The sequence below is a fragment of the Paraclostridium bifermentans genome, assembly GCF_964259345.1.
GTDB classification, from domain to species: Bacteria; Bacillota; Clostridia; order Peptostreptococcales; family Peptostreptococcaceae; genus Paraclostridium; species Paraclostridium bifermentans_B.
On the sequence record NZ_CAXVJR010000005.1, the window covers coordinates 166,126 to 188,503 of the forward strand.

30 protein-coding genes are annotated in these 22,378 nt (G+C 27.5%); 8 read left to right on the forward strand and 22 right to left on the reverse strand.

The genetic code is table 11. The annotated features are described in order from the left end of the window. Positions 1-11: 11 nt before the first annotated feature. A complete protein-coding gene (locus tag ACEXNK_RS11290; protein ID WP_373598643.1) occupies positions 12-218 on the reverse strand; it encodes a hypothetical protein in 207 nt (68 codons plus the stop codon). Between the two features lie 154 nt (positions 219-372). Between ACEXNK_RS11290 and ACEXNK_RS11295 the strand changes: the two genes are divergently transcribed. Continuing rightward, positions 373-1,713, forward strand: coding sequence for an S-layer homology domain-containing protein (locus ACEXNK_RS11295; RefSeq protein ID WP_373598644.1), 1,341 nt, complete (start codon positions 373-375; stop codon positions 1,711-1,713). Between the two features lie 78 nt (positions 1,714-1,791). On the opposite strand, the gene ACEXNK_RS11300 is transcribed toward ACEXNK_RS11295, so the two are convergent. The 3 genes from ACEXNK_RS11300 to ACEXNK_RS11310 all read right to left on the reverse strand — a co-directional run bounded on the left by ACEXNK_RS11300 (position 1,792) and on the right by ACEXNK_RS11310 (position 3,164). Continuing rightward, the gene (locus tag ACEXNK_RS11300) at positions 1,792-2,109 is read right to left on the reverse strand and encodes a hypothetical protein (protein ID WP_373598645.1); all 318 of its coding nucleotides are present in this window, start codon (positions 2,107-2,109) and stop codon (positions 1,792-1,794) included. Between the two features lie 75 nt (positions 2,110-2,184). Continuing rightward, positions 2,185-2,520, reverse strand: coding sequence for a hypothetical protein (locus ACEXNK_RS11305; protein WP_373598646.1), 336 nt, complete (start codon positions 2,518-2,520; stop codon positions 2,185-2,187). A 98-nt stretch (positions 2,521-2,618) separates the two neighbouring features. After that, a complete protein-coding gene (locus ACEXNK_RS11310; RefSeq protein ID WP_373598647.1) occupies positions 2,619-3,164 on the reverse strand; it encodes a hypothetical protein in 546 nt (181 codons plus the stop codon). A gap of 275 nt (positions 3,165-3,439) precedes the next feature. Here ACEXNK_RS11310 and ACEXNK_RS11315 point away from each other — a divergent pair, with 275 nt between their 5' ends. Next, positions 3,440-3,706 carry a DUF2087 domain-containing protein gene (locus tag ACEXNK_RS11315; protein ID WP_373598648.1) on the forward strand — a complete coding sequence of 89 codons (267 nt, stop codon included), beginning with the start codon at positions 3,440-3,442 and terminating at the stop codon, positions 3,704-3,706. A gap of 3 nt (positions 3,707-3,709) precedes the next feature. Here ACEXNK_RS11315 and ACEXNK_RS11320 read toward each other — a convergent pair whose 3' ends face one another. Both ACEXNK_RS11320 and ACEXNK_RS11325 read right to left on the reverse strand, forming a co-directional pair. Continuing rightward, positions 3,710-3,892, reverse strand: a complete 183-nt coding sequence (locus ACEXNK_RS11320) for a hypothetical protein (protein WP_373598649.1) — start codon at positions 3,890-3,892, stop codon at positions 3,710-3,712. A 75-nt stretch (positions 3,893-3,967) separates the two neighbouring features. Next, positions 3,968-4,504 (reverse strand): hypothetical protein, encoded by a 537-nt coding sequence (locus tag ACEXNK_RS11325; RefSeq protein ID WP_373598650.1) that lies wholly within the window; start codon positions 4,502-4,504, stop codon positions 3,968-3,970. Between the two features lie 162 nt (positions 4,505-4,666). Here ACEXNK_RS11325 and ACEXNK_RS11330 point away from each other — a divergent pair, with 162 nt between their 5' ends. Further along, a complete protein-coding gene (locus ACEXNK_RS11330) occupies positions 4,667-4,855 on the forward strand; it encodes a hypothetical protein (RefSeq protein ID WP_373598651.1) in 189 nt (62 codons plus the stop codon). Between the two features lie 47 nt (positions 4,856-4,902). Here ACEXNK_RS11330 and ACEXNK_RS11335 read toward each other — a convergent pair whose 3' ends face one another. The 5 genes from ACEXNK_RS11335 to ACEXNK_RS11355 form a co-directional block, all read right to left on the reverse strand. Beyond that, positions 4,903-5,634, reverse strand: coding sequence for a DUF2812 domain-containing protein (locus ACEXNK_RS11335; RefSeq protein ID WP_373598652.1), 732 nt, complete (start codon positions 5,632-5,634; stop codon positions 4,903-4,905). Positions 5,635-5,647: 13 nt separating this feature from the next. Further along, positions 5,648-5,968, reverse strand: coding sequence for a PadR family transcriptional regulator (locus ACEXNK_RS11340; protein WP_373598653.1), 321 nt, complete (start codon positions 5,966-5,968; stop codon positions 5,648-5,650). A gap of 288 nt (positions 5,969-6,256) precedes the next feature. Beyond that, positions 6,257-7,465: a S41 family peptidase gene (locus tag ACEXNK_RS11345; protein WP_373598654.1), complete on the reverse strand. Its 1,209-nt coding sequence runs from the start codon at positions 7,463-7,465 to the stop codon at positions 6,257-6,259. A 237-nt stretch (positions 7,466-7,702) separates the two neighbouring features. Further along, positions 7,703-8,287, reverse strand: a complete 585-nt coding sequence (locus ACEXNK_RS11350) for a hypothetical protein (protein ID WP_373598655.1) — start codon at positions 8,285-8,287, stop codon at positions 7,703-7,705. Between the two features lie 27 nt (positions 8,288-8,314). Then, on the reverse strand, positions 8,315-9,100 hold the full coding sequence (locus ACEXNK_RS11355) for a helix-turn-helix domain-containing protein (protein ID WP_373598656.1): 786 nt from the start codon (positions 9,098-9,100) through the stop codon (positions 8,315-8,317). Between the two features lie 216 nt (positions 9,101-9,316). On the opposite strand from ACEXNK_RS11355, the gene ACEXNK_RS11360 reads away from it, so the two are divergent. Next, a complete protein-coding gene (locus tag ACEXNK_RS11360; RefSeq protein ID WP_373598657.1) occupies positions 9,317-9,670 on the forward strand; it encodes a DUF6693 family protein in 354 nt (117 codons plus the stop codon). A gap of 57 nt (positions 9,671-9,727) precedes the next feature. Here the strand turns inward: ACEXNK_RS11360 and ACEXNK_RS11365 are convergent, their stop codons facing one another. From ACEXNK_RS11365 to ACEXNK_RS11380, 4 genes are all read right to left on the reverse strand, one after another. After that, positions 9,728-10,429 (reverse strand): hypothetical protein, encoded by a 702-nt coding sequence (locus ACEXNK_RS11365; protein WP_373598658.1) that lies wholly within the window; start codon positions 10,427-10,429, stop codon positions 9,728-9,730. 178 nt (positions 10,430-10,607) lie between these two features. After that, the gene (locus ACEXNK_RS11370; RefSeq protein ID WP_373598659.1) at positions 10,608-12,122 is read right to left on the reverse strand and encodes a WD40/YVTN/BNR-like repeat-containing protein; all 1,515 of its coding nucleotides are present in this window, start codon (positions 12,120-12,122) and stop codon (positions 10,608-10,610) included. A 143-nt stretch (positions 12,123-12,265) separates the two neighbouring features. Then, positions 12,266-12,862 (reverse strand): helix-turn-helix domain-containing protein, encoded by a 597-nt coding sequence (locus tag ACEXNK_RS11375; RefSeq protein ID WP_373598660.1) that lies wholly within the window; start codon positions 12,860-12,862, stop codon positions 12,266-12,268. 68 nt (positions 12,863-12,930) lie between these two features. Then, entirely contained in the window at positions 12,931-13,191 is a 261-nt protein-coding gene (locus ACEXNK_RS11380) for a hypothetical protein (RefSeq protein WP_373598661.1), read from the reverse strand. 196 nt (positions 13,192-13,387) lie between these two features. Between ACEXNK_RS11380 and ACEXNK_RS11385 the strand changes: the two genes are divergently transcribed. Next, positions 13,388-13,948: a cupin domain-containing protein gene (locus ACEXNK_RS11385; RefSeq protein ID WP_373598662.1), complete on the forward strand. Its 561-nt coding sequence runs from the start codon at positions 13,388-13,390 to the stop codon at positions 13,946-13,948. Between the two features lie 80 nt (positions 13,949-14,028). On the opposite strand, the gene ACEXNK_RS11390 is transcribed toward ACEXNK_RS11385, so the two are convergent. The 5 genes from ACEXNK_RS11390 to ACEXNK_RS11410 form a co-directional block, all read right to left on the reverse strand. Continuing rightward, on the reverse strand, positions 14,029-14,883 hold the full coding sequence (locus ACEXNK_RS11390; protein ID WP_373598663.1) for an AAA family ATPase: 855 nt from the start codon (positions 14,881-14,883) through the stop codon (positions 14,029-14,031). 79 nt (positions 14,884-14,962) lie between these two features. After that, positions 14,963-16,297 carry a diguanylate cyclase domain-containing protein gene (locus tag ACEXNK_RS11395; RefSeq protein WP_373598664.1) on the reverse strand — a complete coding sequence of 445 codons (1,335 nt, stop codon included), beginning with the start codon at positions 16,295-16,297 and terminating at the stop codon, positions 14,963-14,965. Between the two features lie 286 nt (positions 16,298-16,583). Then, a complete protein-coding gene (locus tag ACEXNK_RS11400; RefSeq protein WP_373598665.1) occupies positions 16,584-18,155 on the reverse strand; it encodes an oleate hydratase in 1,572 nt (523 codons plus the stop codon). 190 nt (positions 18,156-18,345) lie between these two features. Further along, positions 18,346-19,584, reverse strand: a complete 1,239-nt coding sequence (locus ACEXNK_RS11405) for an MFS transporter (protein ID WP_373598666.1) — start codon at positions 19,582-19,584, stop codon at positions 18,346-18,348. Between the two features lie 123 nt (positions 19,585-19,707). Further along, a complete protein-coding gene (locus tag ACEXNK_RS11410; RefSeq protein ID WP_373598667.1) occupies positions 19,708-20,364 on the reverse strand; it encodes a TetR/AcrR family transcriptional regulator in 657 nt (218 codons plus the stop codon). Positions 20,365-20,603: 239 nt separating this feature from the next. On the opposite strand from ACEXNK_RS11410, the gene ACEXNK_RS11415 reads away from it, so the two are divergent. Together ACEXNK_RS11415 and ACEXNK_RS11420 are read left to right on the forward strand one after the other, a co-directional pair. Further along, on the forward strand, positions 20,604-21,080 hold the full coding sequence (locus ACEXNK_RS11415) for a DUF2975 domain-containing protein (RefSeq protein ID WP_373598668.1): 477 nt from the start codon (positions 20,604-20,606) through the stop codon (positions 21,078-21,080). A 9-nt stretch (positions 21,081-21,089) separates the two neighbouring features. Then, positions 21,090-21,305, forward strand: coding sequence for a helix-turn-helix domain-containing protein (locus ACEXNK_RS11420; RefSeq protein WP_373598669.1), 216 nt, complete (start codon positions 21,090-21,092; stop codon positions 21,303-21,305). A gap of 59 nt (positions 21,306-21,364) precedes the next feature. Here the strand turns inward: ACEXNK_RS11420 and ACEXNK_RS11425 are convergent, their stop codons facing one another. Continuing rightward, positions 21,365-21,796, reverse strand: a complete 432-nt coding sequence (locus ACEXNK_RS11425) for a hypothetical protein (RefSeq protein WP_373598670.1) — start codon at positions 21,794-21,796, stop codon at positions 21,365-21,367. Next, positions 21,786-22,166 (reverse strand): nucleotidyltransferase domain-containing protein, encoded by a 381-nt coding sequence (locus ACEXNK_RS11430; protein ID WP_373598671.1) that lies wholly within the window; start codon positions 22,164-22,166, stop codon positions 21,786-21,788. Before ACEXNK_RS11430 ends, ACEXNK_RS11425 begins: the two co-directional genes overlap by 11 nt. Before the next feature lie 137 nt (positions 22,167-22,303). On the opposite strand from ACEXNK_RS11430, the gene ACEXNK_RS11435 reads away from it, so the two are divergent. Beyond that, complete coding sequence (locus ACEXNK_RS11435) at positions 22,304-22,363, forward strand: helix-turn-helix domain-containing protein (protein ID WP_373598864.1); 60 nt, start codon at positions 22,304-22,306, stop codon at positions 22,361-22,363. The last annotated feature ends 15 nt before the right edge of the window (positions 22,364-22,378 follow it).

The window sequence follows — 22,378 nt, forward strand, 5'->3', positions numbered from 1 at the left end:
GTAACAATATGTTAATAACCAGCACCTATTATTTTATAATTGCCGTCTGTATCCTTTGATAAAATATACCTACTATAATTTATTCCAGATTCTTCAAGTTCATTTTCTGTTTTATATTTCACATCATATTCGACCTCTAAAGCTCTACCTTCTTTAAAAGATATAACTTTCCCATTTTCAAGCATGCCTTGAGTTTTTCTAAAAGTAGATTCCTCCAAATTTATATATTTAATATCATCTAGTCTTTCTTTTGATGTAATTCCAAGCCCAAGTATTTAAATTTTTATAATTATCTATTTTTTCTAAAAAAACTGACAAATTTTTACAAATTATGCTATAATATTTAAAATTAAACTTTATTTGGAGGTTTTTATGAAAAAACATTTGATAAGCACACTGTCTTTAGGGTTAATTTTATCAACTACATTAAGTGCATATGCAGACACTAAAGTAAATGATATAAATGGACATTGGGCTCAAAAAGAAATTAATCAATTCATACAAAATTCTTATGCCAATGGGTATGGAGATAGCACTTTTAGACCTGATAATATTATCACTCGTGCTGAATTCGTAAAATTAGTTAACAAATACTTTGGATTTAATAACAAAGGTATTTCAAACTTTAAAGATATAAATCAGAATAATTGGTATTATGATGATGTTTGTATAGGAGTTCAAGCTGGTTATATAAACGGATATGAAGATAATACTTTTAGACCTAACAATCCTATCACTAGAGAGGAAGCATCTAAAATAATTGTAAGTATAAAAAATCAACAAGATGATGTATATGATAAATTAGATACTTTCCCAGATAAACACCTAGTTTCTAATTGGGCAAAACCATATGTAGAAGGTGCTATAGAAAGTGGTTATTTAAAAGGTGATACATTAAAAAATCTACATCCTACAAATAGTATTACAAGAGCTGAATCAGTTTCTCTATTATCTAGAGTAGATCAAAATGTTAATCCTGTTGTAAATGTAAAACCTGAGGTGATAGGTGATAATAATCCTGTTATAAATGTACAACCTGAGATTGTTGATAATATCAACCCAGTAAATCCTGATAATAATGAGGATCCTGTTGTAGATAATTATCCTGTTATTCCTAATGAGGATGAATATCCTATTGATGATAATTACCCTGTTTACCCTAATGAAGATGAATATCCTAATAATGACGTTTATCCTAATAATCCTAATTATAATGGTAACCCTGTTATATTTATGCCTACTGTAGAGTTCCATTTAACTAGAAGTTATAATTGGGATAATTATAATATGGATGAAATGCTTCATGCTGAAGCTATTGATAAACATGGTAATCCTTTAAAAGTTGAATATGTTGGATATGTAGATCTTAACATGTCTGGAGTTTATACGGTAACAGCAATTGCTACCGATTCAGAAGGAAAAACGTCTTCAAGTGAAGCTATTGTTTTTGTTGATAACTCAATGTATCCAAACTATACTTCACCTTCAATAGATATTCCGTCTAAATATTTAGACTTACGTTTAGGCGATAGTTTTAACTACAATATGTTAGATGCTAAAGCAAAAAATATAGATGGAGATGATATTTCTAGCTCTATAACATACTCAGGAGATGTTGATACACATAGACCTGGTCAGTATCCAGTGCTTATAAGTGTAGGGGACGGTAATGCAAATTACAGTTATAAAGTAGTTACTGTATATGTAAATTAGTTTATTAAAAATATTATTAAATAAAAAAGATATAACCATTGAAAGTTATTTACCTTCAATTAGTTATATCTTTTTATTTCAATAAGTGAATTTATGTCTTTTCTTTTTAATTATAATTGCTTGTATAAAAGCAGATATAAATATCACACCACATATTATTGCTAAGATTTCAAGTGGTAGATTTAAATACAATGTATCTATTATTAAGAATTCTCCCCAACATATTAAAGTTATACCTTGAATAAAATATACTTTTGAAACTAAATTTGTATATTCCTCTTTATCTTTTATTCTAGCAGGATTATCCCAGCCATACTTTCTTATGTTTTTAGTTTTCTTTAATTCTATCCAACGGTTTATAAACCACATGCCAGTTAAAATGGCTAAAGCATACATTTTTACACTTCCCCTTTTATAAGATTACTAACTATATTATACCAAATTACTGGCTGAGAATTTATAACAATTTAGTCACTTATTAAACTTAGTTACTGTAAAAATCCATTTAAAAATACATCCTATTATAACCAAAGCTACAACAGCATTGACACTACTAGATATATTATCAATAGCTACAAAGTACTCTGCTAGCAATGCAACTATACCATTTATAAAAAGTGATATACCTATAATAATATTCATTGTAAAGTTAAATTTCAAATATCCTTCCTTATCTTTAATACTCTCAGGCTTTATCATATTATTTTTAATCTTATATATATCCTTACTTCTTTTTATATCAAAGCCTATATAAATAAATTTTAATCCTAATATAATAAATGCTATACCAAATATTATTCCAACCATATTTTAACCCCCATTACTTTTAATAAACTGATTATTTCTCAAATCACTAAAATAAAAAACAGCTATAACTATTGGCACATATAAAGCCTCGCTATTTTTTATATAGAATTATGATTTCTAAATTGTTCTTTAATAAACAAATCAAAATTCTTTTTAGATGGAGAACAATTAAATATTCTTCTTGAATTGCTATAAATATTTAGATATATGTATTCATTGTAATTACCAATAATTTTATATGAAGATATATCTTTTAATGAAATATATTTTCCGCTCAACTTTATTATTTTATTATCATCAATGTACGTATATTCAAGAATAAAGAAAGACATACACATACAATAAACTAACATAAATGTTGGTGTGCTTTCTTGATTATACACATAAATTAGTATAATTAGAGCTATAAATATTAGCTTTCCTAAAAATAAAAATATACTTCCTGCCCTAAATTTAGGACTCATTTTAACATCATTATCAAGATTCTTAACCAAACGCAATCTAGAAATTATATATACATTGAATAAAAGATAACTTGAAAATATTAAAAAGTGAAATATATTTTTAATATCCTTAAAAAATACAAGATAAAGTATTATACATATTGCCATCATAATACTATCTAAATAATAGATTTTTTTCATAGAGTATACCCCTCCTTTATATATACCTATTGATAACATCATGATTTTAAGCTAATTCAATTTTTATATAGAATTAATCAATCTATTATCTAACATAACCACAAACTAAAAGCTATTTTAAAATTTTATAACCCTTACTTATTCTAATTTATGTTATCACGATAATCTTTTTAATCAATACTTTTGGATTATCATAGCTTTAAAATGGAGTAAAATAAATATTTGATAATAACTACTGCATGGACTACTATTTATAGTATCAAGGGGTGATTTCTATGAATAAAGAATTAGTAGATAGATTTTTTAAGGATAATAAATTAAATGTTATTCCATCAAAACAACAAAAAAAGTATGAAGTTTTTAAGTATATTGCAGATACATTTATTGAAGAAGATGTAATTTATGATGAATCAGAAATTAATGATATATTAAGTAATATCTATCCAGATTACGCTATAGTAAGACGATACTTAGTAGATTATAAGTTTATTAATAGAAGTGAAGATTGTAAAAAATATTGGAAAGAAAAAGTCGTAAAGTAAGTTTTACGACTTTTTGTCTTTTGTATTAAAAACTACTATAGTCATAACTATAAGTGACATAGTTGAAGTTATACACGTTGGTAAACTTTCACGTTGAAAAAAATAACTTGCTATAGTTGCTACTATAGAAATTAACAAACATATTATCATAGCAAAAATGCATAAATCAAATTTATTATATTTCATATAAAACCTCCCTAAATGAAAACCTAATAACTAATACCTTTTTATTATTTATAAACACACGCTTGTATTTAATGTTTATATCATATAATTATAATCAAGACGAATATAGCAAACCCCTTCTTCGCTTAACCAAAATTCAATAGAACAATCCTGTTCTTTATCTACATAACCAATAATATCAAGTCCTTGCTCTATACGATTATAATAATTTTCTCCATATAGTTTTATAACTTTCTCTTTACTATCTCCAAAACTTACTCCTTTTTCAGTTTTCATTTTAGTTTTTAAAGTTTCATTATTTACACAAAATCTAACTATATTGTAGTCATCTTTTTTAGTTGCCACTTCAATATTTTTACTTAAACAATAGTAATCGTAATCATCAACATCGCTACTTTTTATATGCATTTCACCGTATTTAGATATTACTTTTTCACTATTAAACCTATCTCCTAAATATAATCCATCAACATTTTCATTACTTAAATCTGTTGATTTTGTAACGGTATGATGATACGAACGAGAATCAGGTGGAATAACCCCCATTATCCAAAGAACTGCTATTAAAAGTATTCCTAAAACTATTCCTAATTTAATGATATTTTTCTTCATTTAAATTTCTCCCTAAACATAATTATTCATATTCACAATTTATAACAATCATGAAGGGTTCATTATACCATTTGCATTTATAAAAGTTATAAATTTGGAGTAAGATTCATATATTTGGGAGTAAAATCAGGTTATTAAATTAAAACTAAAAGGAGTTTTTATATGTATAATGAAATATGTCCAAAGTGTGGAAGTTCTGAATTTGGAAATGGTGAATTGACTGGAAGTTGGATAGTGCCAAAAGATAATCCATTCTCATTAACAGGTTCTAAATTAATACTAGAAATATGTACAGAATGTGGTCATGTTGTTAATATGAAGGTAAATAAGCCACATAAATTTAAAAAGTAAGTATATATAACATTTTAATAGGAGTACCAAAACGGTACTCCTTGAATTTAATGCTTTGAAGATTTTTTATATTGTTTGTAAAAACTTACACTTGAAAAAGCAAATGCTGTTCCTGCAATTAAATAAAGAATAAATACAAATATATTTTTATTTAAATTCACTATTCCTGATATCAAAAGCATTGTTGCTATAAATGCATTTACTTTCCAATTCATTCTATTACTTACTTCCCTCTTATTATATTTACCACCTTTTTTCATTTCTTTTATTCTATTATTATAAGCTAGATATGGCATGAAATTAAAAATAAATACAACAATATCTATAAACCAAACTGCAACTATAATTAAAAATATTTGTCTCATAAAAAATCCTGACAATACTAACATTCCCGTTAAAATAATTGATAATATAAGAGAATACAAACTACCTTTCTTTGATTTATCTCTAATAGTTATATACTTACTCAGCTCTGACTCGCAATCGCTATAAATAGGTTTAGTTCCAGCTTTTGCTGAGAAAATATGAATTACATTTCCTGAAGAAACTACATGTTCCCATCCAGCTTCTTCAAAAATGCTCAAATACTCCTCATTTGCATCTGATTGATAATCCAAACTATAAATTATATCTTGAGGTTCATCTTTTCTTAATTTATAGAAAAAACCTCCTTTTATTCCCTCTAATATCCAGCCTTGCTTAGCATAGTTTGATAGTTTTTCCATATCAGCTTCTTCACTAAAAGCAACCCCACCAATCATTACATATTTATACTTCACAACTTTCACCCCTTTAATCTAAAAATGTGTTTGCAAATTTAATCATATCTTTCTTACGTTCAATTTCTTTTTGTAACATTTCTTTTCCTTTGCTTGTTGTCTTATATACTTTCTTATTGGAGTCAGTGCCAGGACTTAATTCTACTAATTCTGCTTTTAATAATTTTTTAAGCGTTGTATAAAGTGATGCAGGACCAATACTAACTTTCCCCTCTGTAAGTTCTTCAATGGTCTTCATAATTAAATATCCATGCTTTTCTTCAATAACGCTAGATAAAATGTAAAATGCAGAATCGTTTAACTCTCCAACATCAATTGAATCTTTTCTAGCCATATTTTATCTCCTTCCAACTATATCATTAAATGATATAATATACTTAAACTATATCATTTAATGATATAGTTAGCAACAAAAACATATTAATTTAAAAGTAAATTTTTTTCTTCTAAAACCGTGCTATATTTAGCCTATTTCAATTTGTATCAACAGTATTACCTCTTAAGTACAATGACAACAGCGTTTATGCAGGTTTTACAAGTGATGGATACAAGATATTAGAGTGGTTAAAAGTAAAAAGTAGCAATAAAAAAAGTACTTAGGAATCCCAAGTACTTTTTTTATTTATTTTAAATTTTCAAGCTCTAAAACTTTTTCTATGCACTTATCATCTTCAAACTTTTCAGTTCTCCTATGCCCCTTAATCTCATAATCTGGAACAGTCTTAACTTCTTCATTACAAACTCCACTATCAGTTAAATACATATCACTAGACATTCTAACCAAAAGTCCACTGTTTTCTAATTCAAATAGCACAGGATCAATTCCTCCTCCACCTCCAGCTGTTGTTGTTCCAATTATAGTAGCAAAGTCACTTTCCTGACAGAATATAGAAAATGATTCTGCTGATGAATAAACTTTTTCATCTACTAATAAATATATATTACCTTTAAACTGAGAAGTATTAGTTGCAGGTATTAACGAACGCATTGTACTAAACTCACTAAAGTCTTGTAAAACTTCTTTTGGGGCTTTTTTCAATAGCTCTTTAGGTAACTCACTTATAGGTTGTAAAGTTATACCTCTTTTATTTGAATATTTTTTCATAACCTCATTGTCATTTCTAAATAACATATATCCAGTTCTTTTCATATCTTCAGTTATAAGTTGAGAAACTACACTTTGCCAATAAGCATCATCCCCTCCTGAATTCCCCCTTATATCAAGTATTAATGCCTGATGATTTTTAAGTGTATTTATATAATCATTTATAGCTGTCATTTGCTCTAATCTAACATCCCCTTCTGGGTACATCTGTGGCATATGTATATATCCAATTTTACCTTCTACAACATCTTTAACTATTATATCTTTTTTAGGCATTACTTCTTTGTTCCTATTATCCATATAGCCTATACTCTCATACCTATTTTCTACATTTTCATCTCCAAAAAAATCATACCATCCAGCTTGTTTATAACCAGCTTTCAAAAACTCATACCAACTCTTATCATAAACTAAATGTGTATGACCATCTTTTAAATCCATTAACATTTTATTAATTTCCTCTATAAATTCTTCATCATCCTTAGTATTTTTTATTCTATCTAAGTATTTCTCTTTATTAGACACCCAGTCTACTTTATATAGTCTTTTATTTACTTCTAAATATGGATACACCTCTTTTATAGTTTCAAACATATACTCAAAGTCTTCTACCTTTTCTTTTGTAGTTAACTGTGTTGAAGATTTATCTTTAACCTCTTTATAACTACAGCCAACTACTCCTATACACATCACCAAAATGCATATTATTGATAATAGCTTTTTCATAATTATTCTCTCCCCATTTTTAATTATATTTATATATATGCTTTTTAAATTTAGTAATGTAATTTTTAAATTTATATTTATTAACTTATAAATATTTATAAATTTTCCTTTAAATCCCTCTTAATTTTTAGTTACAGTTTATTAACCAATTATATGATGTAATATTTTTTAATTTTCCTGAATTTGAAATAGGAGTACCAAAACGGTACTCCTTTACTTAATACTACAACTTTTATTTTATATTTCTTCGTATACTAATTTTATAAATACGTTTAAATCGTTATGCTTAACAAGACTACTTTTATCTTCTTCTGATAATTTTCCTAAATCATAACATCTAAGTCCATCTTCTCCACTTGTTCCATGAAACAAATAGATATCATCTCCAAAGTTAACTTTATTTCCTCCTTCAAAACATTGATAAGAAAACTTAGATATATCTTCTTCTACATCAATATATGAATATACTCCCCCATTTTCTCCTGTTATGCATCTTATCTTTTTATCTTGAATATTTATTGCCAACTCATGATCTTTTATCTTCTCTTTTGTAGGCCCATACCCAATACCAAGTATCTTTTCTTCTTTTACTTTCTGACTATTTTTATAAACTTCATACACTAACCCAATCTCATAACTTTTTTCATTAGATAAGTTCTTCAAATCATATTTTAAAACCTTGTTCCCAGTCAGGGTTAATAACTCTGAGTATTCTTCTGGTAGACCTTCATATTCAATTTCAAAGTCTTTAGTTTGATTATAACCAATAAAAATTATGACTACTGCTAATAATACTGTAATTAAAGCTATTAATTTTTTCAAACTATATCCCCCTTATATAATTAACCTTTATATATTATCTATTTTTTTCTGAAACTTTTTCATAAGCTTAAAACTAATTTTATTTACATACTCATCATTTTTTACTAATGTTTCATAAGCTTCAAGTATAGAACTAAAATATCCTAAAAGAAAAATCCCTACTAAAATCAAACCTACACCTAATATTTCATAACCTAAATTATTACCTTGGAAAACCAATTCATTTTTAACAAATAAAAATATAGTTATTCCTCCAGCTAAAAAGCAACCACCCACTGCTGTTAAAGTATTATATTTCTTTTTTATAACATTATATTTTCCACATAACTCTTTTAATACCTTTTCATCAAAAACTAATACTTGTTTTTTTAATACTTTGTAGTTATCTTCTAACATTGCACCTTTTATAAAAAAGGCTACCCCTACAGCTACCATCATTGAAATAATTATTATATAAGTTGGCATGCTATCTTTAAATAGCAAATAAGGTATATATGCTGATGCCATAGTTATAATTCCTATTAGTATATTTTTGCACATCTTACTTTCATTTTCTAAAAAACTTTGAGCTACTTCTCTACTTACATAATAAGCATCACTTTCTTCTTTATGCTCTACAGAATCTTTTAATAAATAATCCAATGAAACATTAAATATATTACTTATCTTAAGTAACTTTTCTGTTTCTGGAAACCCCTGATTATTTTCCCACTTACTAATAGCCTGCCTGCTTGTGTTCAATTTTTCTGCTAAAGATTCTTGTGACATTCCTTCCTTTTTCCTTAGTGCTAATAACTTTTCTCCAAAATCCATATCCAATAACCTCCTAATAAATTCTATACCTTTATGTTATCAGAACATTCTAATTATAACTATCACCTTGTGGTTGCACTTTGTAAATTATAGGTTGCACTTATGTAATTCACTGTGTTTTAGCTTATTTTATAGATAAATGTTTTTATAATTTTAGTATTAGGGTATAAATTAAAATTGGGTAATAATTTAAATTTATAAAGGGGATGTTTAACTATGGCTTATGATCATTCATCTATACTAGCCAATAAAGAAAAATACGATTCATATTTTGATAATACAGTTAAGAATACTGTATTGCACCATTTAAAAAGTTTTTTATTAGGAGTTATAACGTTAGGACTTGCTTATCCTTGGATATTGTGTATGGATCAAGAAGCTAAATGCAATCATACAGTAATATGCGGTAAACGACTTAAATTTATTGGAAATCCTAAAGAGTTGGTAGGACATTGGATTCTTTGGTGGTTTTTAATGATTATTACAGTTGGTATCTATGGATTAGTTGTAAAAGTAAGATTTGAACAATGGGTTACAGCTAATACTATATTTGAGGATATTGAAAATTAAAAAGGAGTACCAAAACGGTACTCCTTTTTATAAGTTTATTTTATATAAAATAATGTATTAATTTACTGCCTTAAATAAAAATTCTGGCTTTGGTCCAGGTATAGCTTTACCTGTATAAGTAGAATGTCTTCTCATATATATAGCTAACCAAAGTTTATTTGGATTACTAAATACTTGACCTGTAGGGAATACATGGAAGTAAGTATAATCACTTGCCTGAGTTTTTGCAAGTAATGATCCTGTTGGTCTACCAAATCCATCATAGTATTTAGTTACAAATGCTCCTGCATTTATAGCTATTCCGTAGTTATCATTTCCTTGTTCTAATGTTACACTTGTTCCTTTATCACCTAACCATACAAAACCACCAGTTCTATCAAAAGTTAAATATTTATATCCAGCCCAATTATGATTTACCATTTTAATAACAAGTTTATCATTTGTTTTAATCTCTACACCTTCTGCTTCATTAGTATTTTCTATAAAAAGTTGTACTGGTGTACCATACATCTTATCATCATCTCTTTTGTTAGATGCTAATACATAATCCCAATTATTATAAACTTCAAAAGTAAGTCCTCTATTTTTAAAGTGTTCAGGTTCTATTATATATTGTTTCCCAGTTATTAAAAGATTTCCATCTGCATCCTTTAATTGTGTATCTTGTTCAGGTTGTGCTGCTAATACAGTTGATGTCGCGCTAAAAACTAGCAGTACAGCTACAAATAAGCTAGTAATAGCATTTAAATATTTCTTCATTATACCTCTCCTTTTTTGCTTTTTTATTGTAGAATTTTTCTAATTATTCTAAAAATTCTTTCTAATTAATGTTATACTATATATCCTTTTTTAGTCAATACCGTTGGACTAAAATAGGCTAAAAGTGGAGTGAAATTAGATAAACATAAAAAAAGTACCAAAACGGTACTTTTTTTATCTATCCAATTTCTTCTGGAGCTTCATTAACTTCTTTAACATACTCCCATGTTTTTCCTTTATCTTTTGAGCTATATAATAAACTACTATTTCCTTTATAGTCACCATCTGCTCCTTGTTCCACTTTCAAATATAAAACTCCATCTTCTTCATATGGAACTGTTGGAAAATCATATGGTTTATATTTTACTCCATCTCCTAAACTAACCTCTTTAGTGTCAAATTCTATTTTATTAAAAGATTGTCCTCCATCATCTGTACGATATAGCTCGCCTTCATCTCCACCGTTTCTAATTACTCCTACAAAGCCTGTAGTTTCATCCATGAAGTACATTCCAGATATACCTCCAACAACACCATTAAGTGGATCATGATTTACGGTAGTCCATTTGGTTCCTCCATCAATAGTTTTATCTAGGATATAAAAACTTTGACCCGCTGCCTTATCCATTACTGTTAGTTTATATCTAATTCCATCTTTTAAGTAAAATTCTTCAGGGTTGCTTGAATTTCCACTTACAATATCAAGCTCTTTTTTACTTTCTTCTTTATCTCTATCTATTTGAGGATCTGTAAATTCTCTCCAATAAGAATCAGTTATTAAATTATATCTAATCGGAGTTACTATATCTTCTTTACCTGGAATATATATAGAAACTGTATATCCAACTATTTCATCAGTAATATCTCTTGTATTTTCTTCATCATATAAAGGTAACTCTACTCCATTTTTACCAATTTCAATAATTCCATCTGTGTTGTATCCCCAATTTCGCTTACCTGCATAAAGTAGTCCATACTCTTTTGCATCCCATTTTTCAATTGCTTTGTCTATAGGAATATTTGCAACTGTTTCTATTAAAGGCTCTACAAGTTTATCATTACTATAATCATCACCTGCATAACCATCCATTAATATCTTTATTTTGTTTGACTTACTTTTATCGTAAGATATTAAGTAGCTTTTTTGATTTCCATTATTGTCTTTTCCATATATAAAAGTTTCAACATATGTTATAGTTCCATCTTTTTCAAATTTAAGTTTAAAATCATTTGCTAGATATAATTTTTTAGGTAGTTCATACTTTTTATTTATATCTGAGAAAAAACCTGTCACTCCATTTTCATATATATTATCATTATTAAATTTAACATGTCTTTCTCTATTTATCCTGTCTATAACCCATGCAAGCTTTCCTCCATAATTAGTTGCACTTTTATAAATTTTAAATCCTCCAAGTGATGTTATTATAATGAAAACTATAATTGATAGGCACTTCCATTTTTTTGAATTGACTAGAAAACTTTTATTTTTATTAGATTTTGTAACTTTGATTACTTTAAATATAGTAATCCCTATAAGTAATAATGTACATGCTATGAAAATGTATAAATTATTATTATACCTTCCATACATACATAATGTTGTTAACTGATAAAATAAAATCCCATACACTATTAAAACTATTGGATCTGTTATCAATGATATTATTATTTTTTTTAATTTTTCCTTCAATATATCCCCCCCTAGTTGTATTTATTAGTCATATATAAGTATATCCTTTTTATGGAAATATTTGTATATTTAAAACACATATAATTTTGCACAAAAAAAGATGAATTACACATCTTAATCCATCTTATTTCATATTTAAATTATTATCTTTTATTTAGCATCTGGTATAGTAACCCATCATTTGCACAATACCAAACTAACATACCACGCTTGTTTTTATTAAATTCAACAGTTAATGCCCACTCTGGGTACTGCTTTATAATATCAATTTCAGTGCTACTTACTAACGCAACAAATGAAATATAGTTATCCTTTGTCATAGGGTTATTGCTTGTAATATGCCAGTTATCTTGAAATTCACCTACAATAAGTTTCTTATCCTCAGGTGCTTTTTCTAATTTAAGTGGTTCAAGTTTTCTACCACAACATGATATTTGTGAATCTCCTGTACATATAGTAAGGTTTTTACATGTAGGGCAAACAAAGTATTTAGATTTTTTCATATTTCCTCCTTCGAAATTGTTTGGGGCCAATTCTCCCTTTAACATTTCTTCAATATTTACATTGAGGATTTCTGATAGTTCTGTAAGGTATGAAATATCAGGTAGCCCAATACCTCTTTCCCACTTTGAAATTGTTTTATCACTTAATCTCATTTTGTCAGCTAACTGCTTTTGTGTCATATGCTTTTCAATTCTTAAAGATCTAATCAGCATTCCAATCTTTGTAGTATCTATCATAATCACCTCCGTAGATAAATTATATCAAGGTAATATATATCTAACAATAAACGCTCCGTAGAGTAGTATTATTTCTCTGTATTTTTAGGTTTTAAATCTGATTGACTTAAGTGTTTTCTTATTATATATATAGTGTTATCTTTTTTAAATTCTGCTTCATATGAAAAACCATGTGTTTCTATTTCATAATAATCTAGTATCTTAACAGCATCTCCTTCTTTTAGAGATATGTTTCTCATGTTATTTTCATTGCCATCAACACAAGCCTTTATTCTTCTCTTTTTAGCAAGGTATGCTATATCATTTATATCAAATTCTCTTTTTATCATAAAATCTCCTTAGTAGTCTTTTTTTAATATTGTATTTATCTATTATATACGTAAATTAATATAAAAGCTAATTAAACTTTCCTATATATAATTTAACCAATAATTCATTAATATATTTTATCCTTACTTTTAGTCAAGCACTTTACATATTTTTCAACCATATAATGTTATAAAGTTTATAAAAGGGGTGGTCGTTATGTATAACTTTTCTAATCAAAGCTCGTATCCTTTTTGGATAAATAATTCAATGCAGAATTTTCATAATATGAATCCTTATTATTTTTGGTATAACATGCAAGTACTTATGAATCCTTTTGCTTTTGGTGGTAATAATCCATACTTTGCTAGACCGTTTGTTATTCTACAAGACTATGGTCCAGATCCATATGTAGTTAATATTGAGGATGCTACTAAGCAAAATGATACCTTCCGTACTGTTTTATGGACAGGAGAGAATTTACAAGTTACTTTAATGAGTATAGATGTTGGGGATGATATAGGTTTAGAGGTTCACTCTGAAGGTGACCAGTTCATACGTATTGAGGAGGGCGAAGCCCTTGTTAAAATGGGGGATAGTAAAAATAAATTAGATTATCAAAGAAAAGCTTTTAATGATTCTTCAATAATGATACCTGCTGGTAAATGGCATAATATAATAAACATAGGCGATAAGCCTCTTAAACTTTATGCTATATATGCTCCACCTGAACATCCACGTGATACAGTTCATGAAACTAAGGAAGATGCACTAGAATAATAAAATATATTATATAAAAATAGCCTTCTAGAATAAATTTAAATTCTAATAGAAGGCTATTTTGTATATTAAAACAAATACTAAAATTCATTTTCATGTTCTTTAAAAAAGTTATAATATGAACGAACATTTTCTAACTCTGTCCACTTTTTCACTACAACTGGATCTTCATCAAGGTCATAAATTTTAGCACCTTTCATGGCTAACATAAATGGTGAATGTGTTGATATTATAAATTGACATCCGAAAAACCTTGCCGAATCTTCTATAATACTAATAAGCTCTATTTGCTTTTGAGGTGATAAACTATTCTCAGGCTCGTCTAATACATATAGTCCATTTTCTTCTATCTTCTCTAAAAAGTATTTAAAAGCACTTTCTCCATTTGAATATTCTCTTACATTATCCATTAAGTTCCCTCTTACAAACTTGGATTGAGTTCTTTTTCTAACCCTACTTATTCTTCTCATTTCTTCGTAATCTGCTAAGGTCTTCATTTTGAAAGTAGAATATTTTGTATCTAGGTATTCCTCAAATAGTTCAGACCTCTTTTGGTCTATTCCTTCATTTATGTTTCTAATGTTTAGCATATAATCAAATACATCATCACTAGTTATAATTTTACTTTTTTCAGGTATCTCTTCAGCAAGTTCCATGTAGCACAAGTCTACATAGTTACCAAAAAAGTTAGATTTATTGTATATAGATTCTCTCTCTATCTCGGTTTTTTCTGCTATTATATTTAACGCTGTTGATTTTCCAGATCCATTACCTCCATATAGTATAGTTATTGGTTCAAAATCTATTCGTTCAAATTGGTTCTTAGATAATGTCATAAATGGATAGAAAGAATCATAGCAAGTTCTTTTTTCATCTAATATAAATTTATATTCTTTATCTTCGTTAACAAATTCAAAAGTTTTTAAATATATCATTTTCAATTATCCTTTCGTATTTGAAATACTAATTATGTATTTTAATAAATTTCTATGTATATTATACTACTATAGATAATTACCTTTTGTTAGTTTTTTTACCTCGCTTTATTTCATACATTTCTTTATCAGCTTTTTTTATAAGTGCTTCAACATCAGTTGCATCTTGTGGAAATCTTGCAAATCCAAAGCTTCCCTTTATATTTAATTTAATATCGTCAATTAATACATCTTCTTTGAAAGCTTCTAGCATTATTTTAATAATATCTTTGAAAAATTTCTTTTCATGCTCTCCTTTTATAACGACAACAAACTCATCTCCACCAATCCTAAATGCTAATCCAATATCTTTAATAGATTGTTCTAATCTTGTAGCTGTTTCAGATAAAAATTTATCTCCTACATCATGTCCATAGGTATCATTTATTAACTTAAATCCATCCAAATCTAAATATATTATTCCAAAATGTCTATTTTCTTTTTCATATTGAGCTAAAATGGTAAATAGCTTTCTTTGATTATATAAACTTGTTAAGCTGTCTTGGTAAGAATACCTAGTTAATATTTTGTTTTGTTGTTTAAGTTTAAGCCCTAACCATACAACTAGGCCAATAAGAATAGAAGCTATTATTGCCAGACTTACAGAATATATATAATTTAACTTTTGGCAAATTTCATGCTTTGATTCTACACTAAATGTCCACTTGGAATTATATACATTAAAGCTTATTTCTATAGGTTTATCAAATGATTTATTTGTTGACTCTAAAATAATTTGTTTCTTTTTAGTACTAGGGTCAATTTTCCATAACTTATATTCATAACCTTCTTTTTCAATATTATCAATTTTTAATGATTTAAACATTTCCTCTGTATTTAATACAACTATTGAAAATCCCCAAAATTCTTTTTTACCACTACTATCTTTAAGGTAAATAGGCTTTCTTGCAATTAATCCTATTCCTCCTTGATAGAGATTTACAGGTCCTGTTACAGTCATTTTACCAGTTTTTTTTGCATATTCTGCTTCGTTTTTTCTAATAGGATCAGAAAATAAATTTACATATCCATCTTCATTACCTTTAACAGGATAAATATATGTAACTACTCCATTTGGTGCAAGTTGAATACTTCTTACTATAGGATCAGCTTCGTAAAAAAGTTCTGTTAAATTATAAAAATCACCTATATGCCCTTCATTCTCCATGATAAAATTTGCCCATAAGTCTGTATAATTTAAATATTTATCAATAGTAGACTGAATTTTACCTATTTGATAATTTATTATATATTCAATACGTTCATTTTCTTTTAAATACTGCTTTTTCTCTATTTTTAAAATAATAATATTAAAAGTTATAAATGAAATAATAAAAGCCATGATAGCAAAAAAAGCGAATCTTTTCTTTCTCATACCTTATTCCTTTCTAAGTCAACTACCTTTACTCCCCCAATAGATAGACAATCATTTTATTACATTTAAAAAGGCTGTTTACGTTACAGCCTTTTAATTTTATTGCTAAAAATTTTGTTATGCTTATTTCTAATATATTTCTTCATGTATTTTTGTCGGCAACAAAATGATACCACCTTTGGAAATTTATGTCTATTTTTATTTATAACTATCATTAATATCTTTTATAAAAAATAGGAGTACCAAAACGGTACTCCTAATTAATAAATATATTTAAACAAATTTTTTATTTAATCATAGCTGCAAGAGCTCCTATCATAACTCTAATATCATTTTCACCTTTATATATTGGAGTTACTTCTTTGTAATCTAGTCCTAAAAGAGTATATACTGCAATTTGTGCCGCTCTTACTGAATAGTCTACAGTAAATACAGTATCATCTTTTATCTCGCAGAACTGACCTACAAAAGCTAAGTTGTTTGATGTTTTAGGAACTACTTGTGGTCTATCCATTGGTTTTCTAGTTAAGAATTGACTAGTTATAAATGGCATTACACAAGGTTTACATATTACTGATTCTAGTATCGCATCTTTATGTTCTTCAAGTCCCATAAGATGAATTATCTCTTCCATTATTTCAAGTCCGTTACAATCACACATTCTTTTTTTGATGAAGTTTCCTTCTCTGTCTGGGTGAAGTGCATATCCCCAAGCAACTTGAGTATTTTCATCTTGAGCTTTGAAATATGGTTGTTTTGGAAGTACTAATGACAAGAACCAGTTAGAGTCTTTAAATGTAAACTCTGTTCCTGTACCACTACAAAACTCTCTTACTAAGTTAAAGAATAGTGGAGTTTTAAAAGTCATTGTAATTGACTCCCAAAGTGATTCATTTACTCTACTAGTAAATACTTCAGGATGTCCAAAGTTCTCGTCTTCTTTAGCTATTTTTTCCCAAAGTGAGAATGAACCGTCATAATCTTTACCGTTAATTACTGGATGATTTTCATTATCTCCTACTGAGAATCCCGCTGTTATAGATCCATTTGTAACTACAACAAAATCATCTTTAGAAACTGCTATTTCTTTATCTAAACCGTCTTGAATATATTTTATAGTCTTAACTGACTTTTTATCATCTATAGTTTCAAATTCAAGGTCTACTACTTTAGCTTTCATTATATAGTTTATACCTTGTTTTTCTAAGTACTTAATCATTGGGAATATCATTGAGTCATATTGTATATATCTTGAGTGTCTAACACCTGCCATATCTGTAACATGAGGAAACTCATGTATAAATCTATGTAGGTATCTCTTAAACTCTACTGCACTATGCCATGGTTGGAAGGCAAAAGTAGTCGCCCACATATACCAAAAGTTTGTTTTGAAAAAGTCAGGAGTAAAGCATTCACAAATTCTAGCTTCTCCAAGCATTTCTTCTGGTTTCATTACCATGTTTGTAAGAGCTAGTTGATCTGCTTTTGAAAGTTCAAAAGATAATACATCTATCTTCTCAGCGTTATCTCCTACTAATCTTACTGCTGATCTGTTAAATTTTGTTTCTTTGTTAAACTTATTAAAGTCATCTAAAAGAGTCATTTTTTCATTCTCTAATGATGGTACTCTTGAAAGTAAGTCATACGTACAAGCATAGGCTTCCTTATCAAACATTCTAGCACCATGTGCTATAAATCCATTTTCATTGTCGCCTGCTCCATCCATACTACCACCTAAGCAATCAAGTTGTTCAAACATGTATATATCCTTAGGGTTTACGTGTCCTTCTTGAATAAAGTAAACTGCACTAGCTAGTGAGGCTATTCCCCCACCTACTAAGTAAATTTTTCTTTCCATTTTACAACACCTTCTTCGTAATATTTAATATAATACTTTTTAAGGCTGGTTATAAATCAATCAGCTTACCTTCTAGTTCATACCCTTAAGAAATTATTCAAAACCCTTTCCTTAAAAAATAATAACTTATACCATTAATTATCCAATAATAATAAGGAGTACCAAAATGGTACTCCTTACTATTATTCTTTTATATTTTTAATCCTTTAAAAACTTGTTTTGAAAATATAGATATTCCTCCTGCAATAATTGCAGCTATAAAGATTATTATATAAGTATCGTTTTTTAAAACTTCAAATAAATATCCATATACAAGTTGCCCAATAGGTGTTGAACACATTGAAACTGCTAAACATAGTGAAATAACTTTTCCTGTAAGATTTGTTGGTGTTTCACTTTGTATGAAAGTTAACATTTGAATACTAAATAAGGTAGATACTGCCATTATTAAAAAACAACATATCGTTACAACCACATATGAAACAGTAGCGTTTACATTAAACATAACCACTATTCCCATTGGAATTAAACAAATTATAGCTATTAATAAAATTATATGGCTTTTATAAATTTTAAGCTTATTTGCTAATACCCCTGTCATAATTCCACCACATAGTCCACCAAAAGCTAACATACCTTGAGTTATTCCATAAGCTTGACTAGACATATTTAATATTTGAGTTATAATAACTGGAACCCCTATCATTATCAACGAACTTAAAACTAAGTTAAAGAAAGATATTATTGCAATTGTTTTAAAAAGTACTGGTTTGTCTTTGAATATAAAGTTTAAGCTAGTTTTAAAATCATTTTTTACTATTGAAAAAGCACTGTCTTTAGTTTCTTGTTTTGTGTAAGGCATTTTTATAAATATTTCCATAACTGCCGATACAAAGAAACAAATTATACTAGCTATTAATATAGGCATTAGTCCATAAAATCCATATAAAACTCCTCCAAGCACAGGTCCTAATAACCCTGCAAGTGAACTAACTTGATTTATAACAGCATTTCCTGGTAACAAATTATCTCGATTTACTAAAAGTGGTATGCTTGCTTGAACTGTTGGTTGATATGCCCCTTGAATACCATATAGTGCCATAAGCGTGACTATTAACATAAATACTAAATTGAATCTTCCCATAGAAATTGTAAATACAGTAATTAATATTGCAGTTATAAAATCTAGGGTTACCATGATATTTCTTTTGTTTGCTCTATCTGCTATGATTCCCCCAAAAGGAGTTACTGTAATCATAGGAATTAGTGAACATGCTGATACTGCTCCAAATAAAGTTGCTGAGTTTGTTGTGTCTAAAAGATAAAGTGGTAATGCAAATCTTAAGATTGAGTTTCCAAATAAAGAGATTATCTGCCCTATTACCATAAGTGTGAAGCTTTTGTTAAAAAGTTTTGTTTTAGTATCCATTTTAAAACCTCCATAAATTTAATTTATTTTACATACATTCGTTTGGTATGTATAACTTTAAAATTAAACTGCCTCTTAAGTTTAGGCAGTTATTTAGTAAGCTCTATATATTATGATAATCTCTTACTTGTTGTGACTTTCAATAATTGATCTGTATCTTTCTAGCACTTCTAAAATTTCATCATCTAGTACAGGTACTCCTAAATCTGTTAACAGTTTTTGAAGGAATGTAAATTTATTTTTAAATTCCTCTTTTTTAACATAAAATACAGCTGGGTTTAGCCATATGTTAACTAAAATCATAAAAGTTTCTGCAACTTCTTTAGGATTTTCAGTTACTATAGACCCATCTTCTATTCCCTCTCTTATAAGAGGTTCTACTAGTTGTGGAACTATACTTTCTATAGTGTTGTATAGTTGTTGAGTTAAAAATCTAGGATTTTTCATCAAGTTAGGTGCTGCTTGTGCTAATTTTTTCGGCCCAGAATTTGTTAAAGACATAATCATAACTTTTTTAAGCTTTTCTAATCCTGTGTACGAACTTGATTCTTTTATTTCTAAAAGTTGATTATCCGATGACTCATAAAGTCTTGGTATAACAGCTTCTATTATATCTTCTTTAGATTTAAAGTGATGATATATGGCACCTTTGCTTAAGTTTCCTAGGGCGTCTACTATATCCTGAATCGTAGTGTTATCATATCCTTTTTCTAAGAATAAATACATTGCTGCATCTAAGATACGGTTTATAGTTATTTCAGGATTTTTATTTCTTGCCATCTCTATCTCTCCTTTTACATACTTTCGTTCGGTATGTAATAAATGATATCAGGCAAACTTTTTCACGTCAACAAAAAAGAAAAAAATTATATTATTTCTTTTCGACAAATCTAAAATCAATTTATATAATTCAAATATCGTAATTCATATTTAAATTATTTTTTTTTAGTAATTTATTATTGAAAAACAATAATAAATCCTATACAATTTATATTGAATAGAGATTAGGAGGGGTTATTTTGAAATCAAAATTTTCAAAAGAAGTATTATCAATATTATTATATATTTTATTAGTGATTACAGGAATTGGAGTTATTTTACACTTTGCTAGAGGTCTATTTTTAATATTTACTGATTTTAATTTTTCAACGGTAATAAATCTTTTTACTACTACTCTTTATGCCCTTAACTATTATTTAGTTGTTAAGTGTTTAATAGGAATAATAAATAGTACTTATGATACTCCATTTGTAAAAGAAAATGTATCTAAGTTTAGAACGATGGGATATTGTTTATTAATTAATAGTATTTTTGAAACTATAATTGGATATAGTTCAGGAACTAATAGAGGATTTATTCAATTAATAGGAAGTGACAATGGCGCTGTAACACCTATCATGGTAGCTTTATTCGTTACATCTTTGATGTGTTTTGTAATGTCTGAAGTATTTGATAAAGCTATAAAAATTAAAAACGATAATGACTTAACTATATAAGGTGATACTATGGGGATTGTTGTTAATTTAGATGTTATGATGGCAAAAAGAAAGAAAAATCTTAAAAACTTAGCAAATGAAATAAATATTACTAATGCAAATTTATCTATATTAAAAAATAACAAAGCTAAAGCTATTCGATTTACAACCTTGAACGAAATATGCAAAGCTTTAAATTGTCAACCAGGGGATATACTAGAATTTATAGAATCTGATGAATATTAAGGAGTACCAAAATGGTACTCCTTAATATTTACATATTTTTCTTAATTTATAGATTTAATTTAATCTTTTTTACAAACATTTCTTATATTAATAAATATCTCTTCATTTTGTGAAAATAACTCATACATTTCTTCAAACTCTGGTATATCATAGCCATGAGAATCATCATTTCTTAACTTTCTAAGAGTTTCTATCACTATAGCAGAATTTTGAGGTAATAAATTATGATACTCGCACGCTACAAGGTAATCATAAAAACTCTTTGATTTTATATTCAAATCAATTGATTTATAATATAACATTGCTTTTGTTAATTCTAAAAATGAAACCATGTAATTTTTAAAACCTTCTTTTATATATCGTTGCCATAGTATAGGCATTTCCTCTTTATTATATAAATTTTTAAAATTTTGTAAGTCAAATAAACAAGACCCAAAATCTCTATTTACTTCTTCTATCGAACTCCAAGCTAATTTATTTTTAATTACCATACATATCTCTCCAATCTAAAATATCTATTACATCACTATTTTCAAAATAAAAGTTACTTAAATAATCTTTAAAATCTTTAGATTCATAAATAATATCACCCTCAAAAATAGATTTTCTAAGTGCTATAGTATAATTATCTGTAACAATTTTTAAATCCACCTCAGTATCTAAAACTTTTCTCAACGCTTCTGTTTTTATTGCAAGTTCTGTAATAGGCACTTTTTTATTCGGAACCCATGCTATATCTATATCACTTCCTAAAGTCTGCTTATCTGTACCATAACTACCAAATATTATAATGGCTAGAGTGCTTTCTTTTGGAAATACATTTACTATTGATTGTTTAACATCTTCTGGTATATTTCTCATTTTAAAATCACCTCATATATATTATACAATGCTAATATCATAAACCACAAACTTAAAAATACTACTAATTATCATAATATACTTATTTTTTATCTATTTTATGTTTTTTAATCGTTTAAAAACTTGTTTTGGAAGTTATGGTAGCTTTAAATTGTCAACCAGGGGATATACTAGAATTTATAAAGGATGATGAATAAATGATAAGGAGTACC

What these genes read in the sequence shown, in the direction of transcription:
- ACEXNK_RS11295 (WP_373598644.1), top strand. Translation starts at nt 373, where the DNA reads ATGAAAAAACATTTGATAAGCACACTGTCTTTAGGGTTAATTTTATCA.
- ACEXNK_RS11300 (WP_373598645.1), bottom strand. Translation starts at nt 2,109, where the DNA reads ATGTATGCTTTAGCCATTTTAACTGGCATGTGGTTTATAAACCGTTGG.
- ACEXNK_RS11305 (WP_373598646.1), bottom strand. Translation starts at nt 2,520, where the DNA reads ATGGTTGGAATAATATTTGGTATAGCATTTATTATATTAGGATTAAAA.
- ACEXNK_RS11310 (WP_373598647.1), bottom strand. Translation starts at nt 3,164, where the DNA reads ATGAAAAAAATCTATTATTTAGATAGTATTATGATGGCAATATGTATA.
- ACEXNK_RS11315 (WP_373598648.1), top strand. Translation starts at nt 3,440, where the DNA reads ATGAATAAAGAATTAGTAGATAGATTTTTTAAGGATAATAAATTAAAT.
- ACEXNK_RS11320 (WP_373598649.1), bottom strand. Translation starts at nt 3,892, where the DNA reads ATGAAATATAATAAATTTGATTTATGCATTTTTGCTATGATAATATGT.
- ACEXNK_RS11325 (WP_373598650.1), bottom strand. Translation starts at nt 4,504, where the DNA reads ATGAAGAAAAATATCATTAAATTAGGAATAGTTTTAGGAATACTTTTA.
- ACEXNK_RS11330 (WP_373598651.1), top strand. Translation starts at nt 4,667, where the DNA reads ATGTATAATGAAATATGTCCAAAGTGTGGAAGTTCTGAATTTGGAAAT.
- ACEXNK_RS11340 (WP_373598653.1), bottom strand. Translation starts at nt 5,968, where the DNA reads ATGGCTAGAAAAGATTCAATTGATGTTGGAGAGTTAAACGATTCTGCA.
- ACEXNK_RS11345 (WP_373598654.1), bottom strand. Translation starts at nt 7,465, where the DNA reads ATGAAAAAGCTATTATCAATAATATGCATTTTGGTGATGTGTATAGGA.
- ACEXNK_RS11355 (WP_373598656.1), bottom strand. Translation starts at nt 9,100, where the DNA reads ATGGATTTTGGAGAAAAGTTATTAGCACTAAGGAAAAAGGAAGGAATG.
- ACEXNK_RS11360 (WP_373598657.1), top strand. Translation starts at nt 9,317, where the DNA reads ATGGCTTATGATCATTCATCTATACTAGCCAATAAAGAAAAATACGAT.
- ACEXNK_RS11365 (WP_373598658.1), bottom strand. Translation starts at nt 10,429, where the DNA reads ATGAAGAAATATTTAAATGCTATTACTAGCTTATTTGTAGCTGTACTG.
- ACEXNK_RS11375 (WP_373598660.1), bottom strand. Translation starts at nt 12,862, where the DNA reads ATGATAGATACTACAAAGATTGGAATGCTGATTAGATCTTTAAGAATT.
- ACEXNK_RS11380 (WP_373598661.1), bottom strand. Translation starts at nt 13,191, where the DNA reads ATGATAAAAAGAGAATTTGATATAAATGATATAGCATACCTTGCTAAA.
- ACEXNK_RS11385 (WP_373598662.1), top strand. Translation starts at nt 13,388, where the DNA reads ATGTATAACTTTTCTAATCAAAGCTCGTATCCTTTTTGGATAAATAAT.
- ACEXNK_RS11390 (WP_373598663.1), bottom strand. Translation starts at nt 14,883, where the DNA reads ATGATATATTTAAAAACTTTTGAATTTGTTAACGAAGATAAAGAATAT.
- ACEXNK_RS11395 (WP_373598664.1), bottom strand. Translation starts at nt 16,297, where the DNA reads ATGAGAAAGAAAAGATTCGCTTTTTTTGCTATCATGGCTTTTATTATT.
- ACEXNK_RS11400 (WP_373598665.1), bottom strand. Translation starts at nt 18,155, where the DNA reads ATGGAAAGAAAAATTTACTTAGTAGGTGGGGGAATAGCCTCACTAGCT.
- ACEXNK_RS11405 (WP_373598666.1), bottom strand. Translation starts at nt 19,584, where the DNA reads ATGGATACTAAAACAAAACTTTTTAACAAAAGCTTCACACTTATGGTA.
- ACEXNK_RS11410 (WP_373598667.1), bottom strand. Translation starts at nt 20,364, where the DNA reads ATGGCAAGAAATAAAAATCCTGAAATAACTATAAACCGTATCTTAGAT.
- ACEXNK_RS11420 (WP_373598669.1), top strand. Translation starts at nt 21,090, where the DNA reads ATGGGGATTGTTGTTAATTTAGATGTTATGATGGCAAAAAGAAAGAAA.
- ACEXNK_RS11425 (WP_373598670.1), bottom strand. Translation starts at nt 21,796, where the DNA reads ATGGTAATTAAAAATAAATTAGCTTGGAGTTCGATAGAAGAAGTAAAT.
- ACEXNK_RS11430 (WP_373598671.1), bottom strand. Translation starts at nt 22,166, where the DNA reads ATGAGAAATATACCAGAAGATGTTAAACAATCAATAGTAAATGTATTT.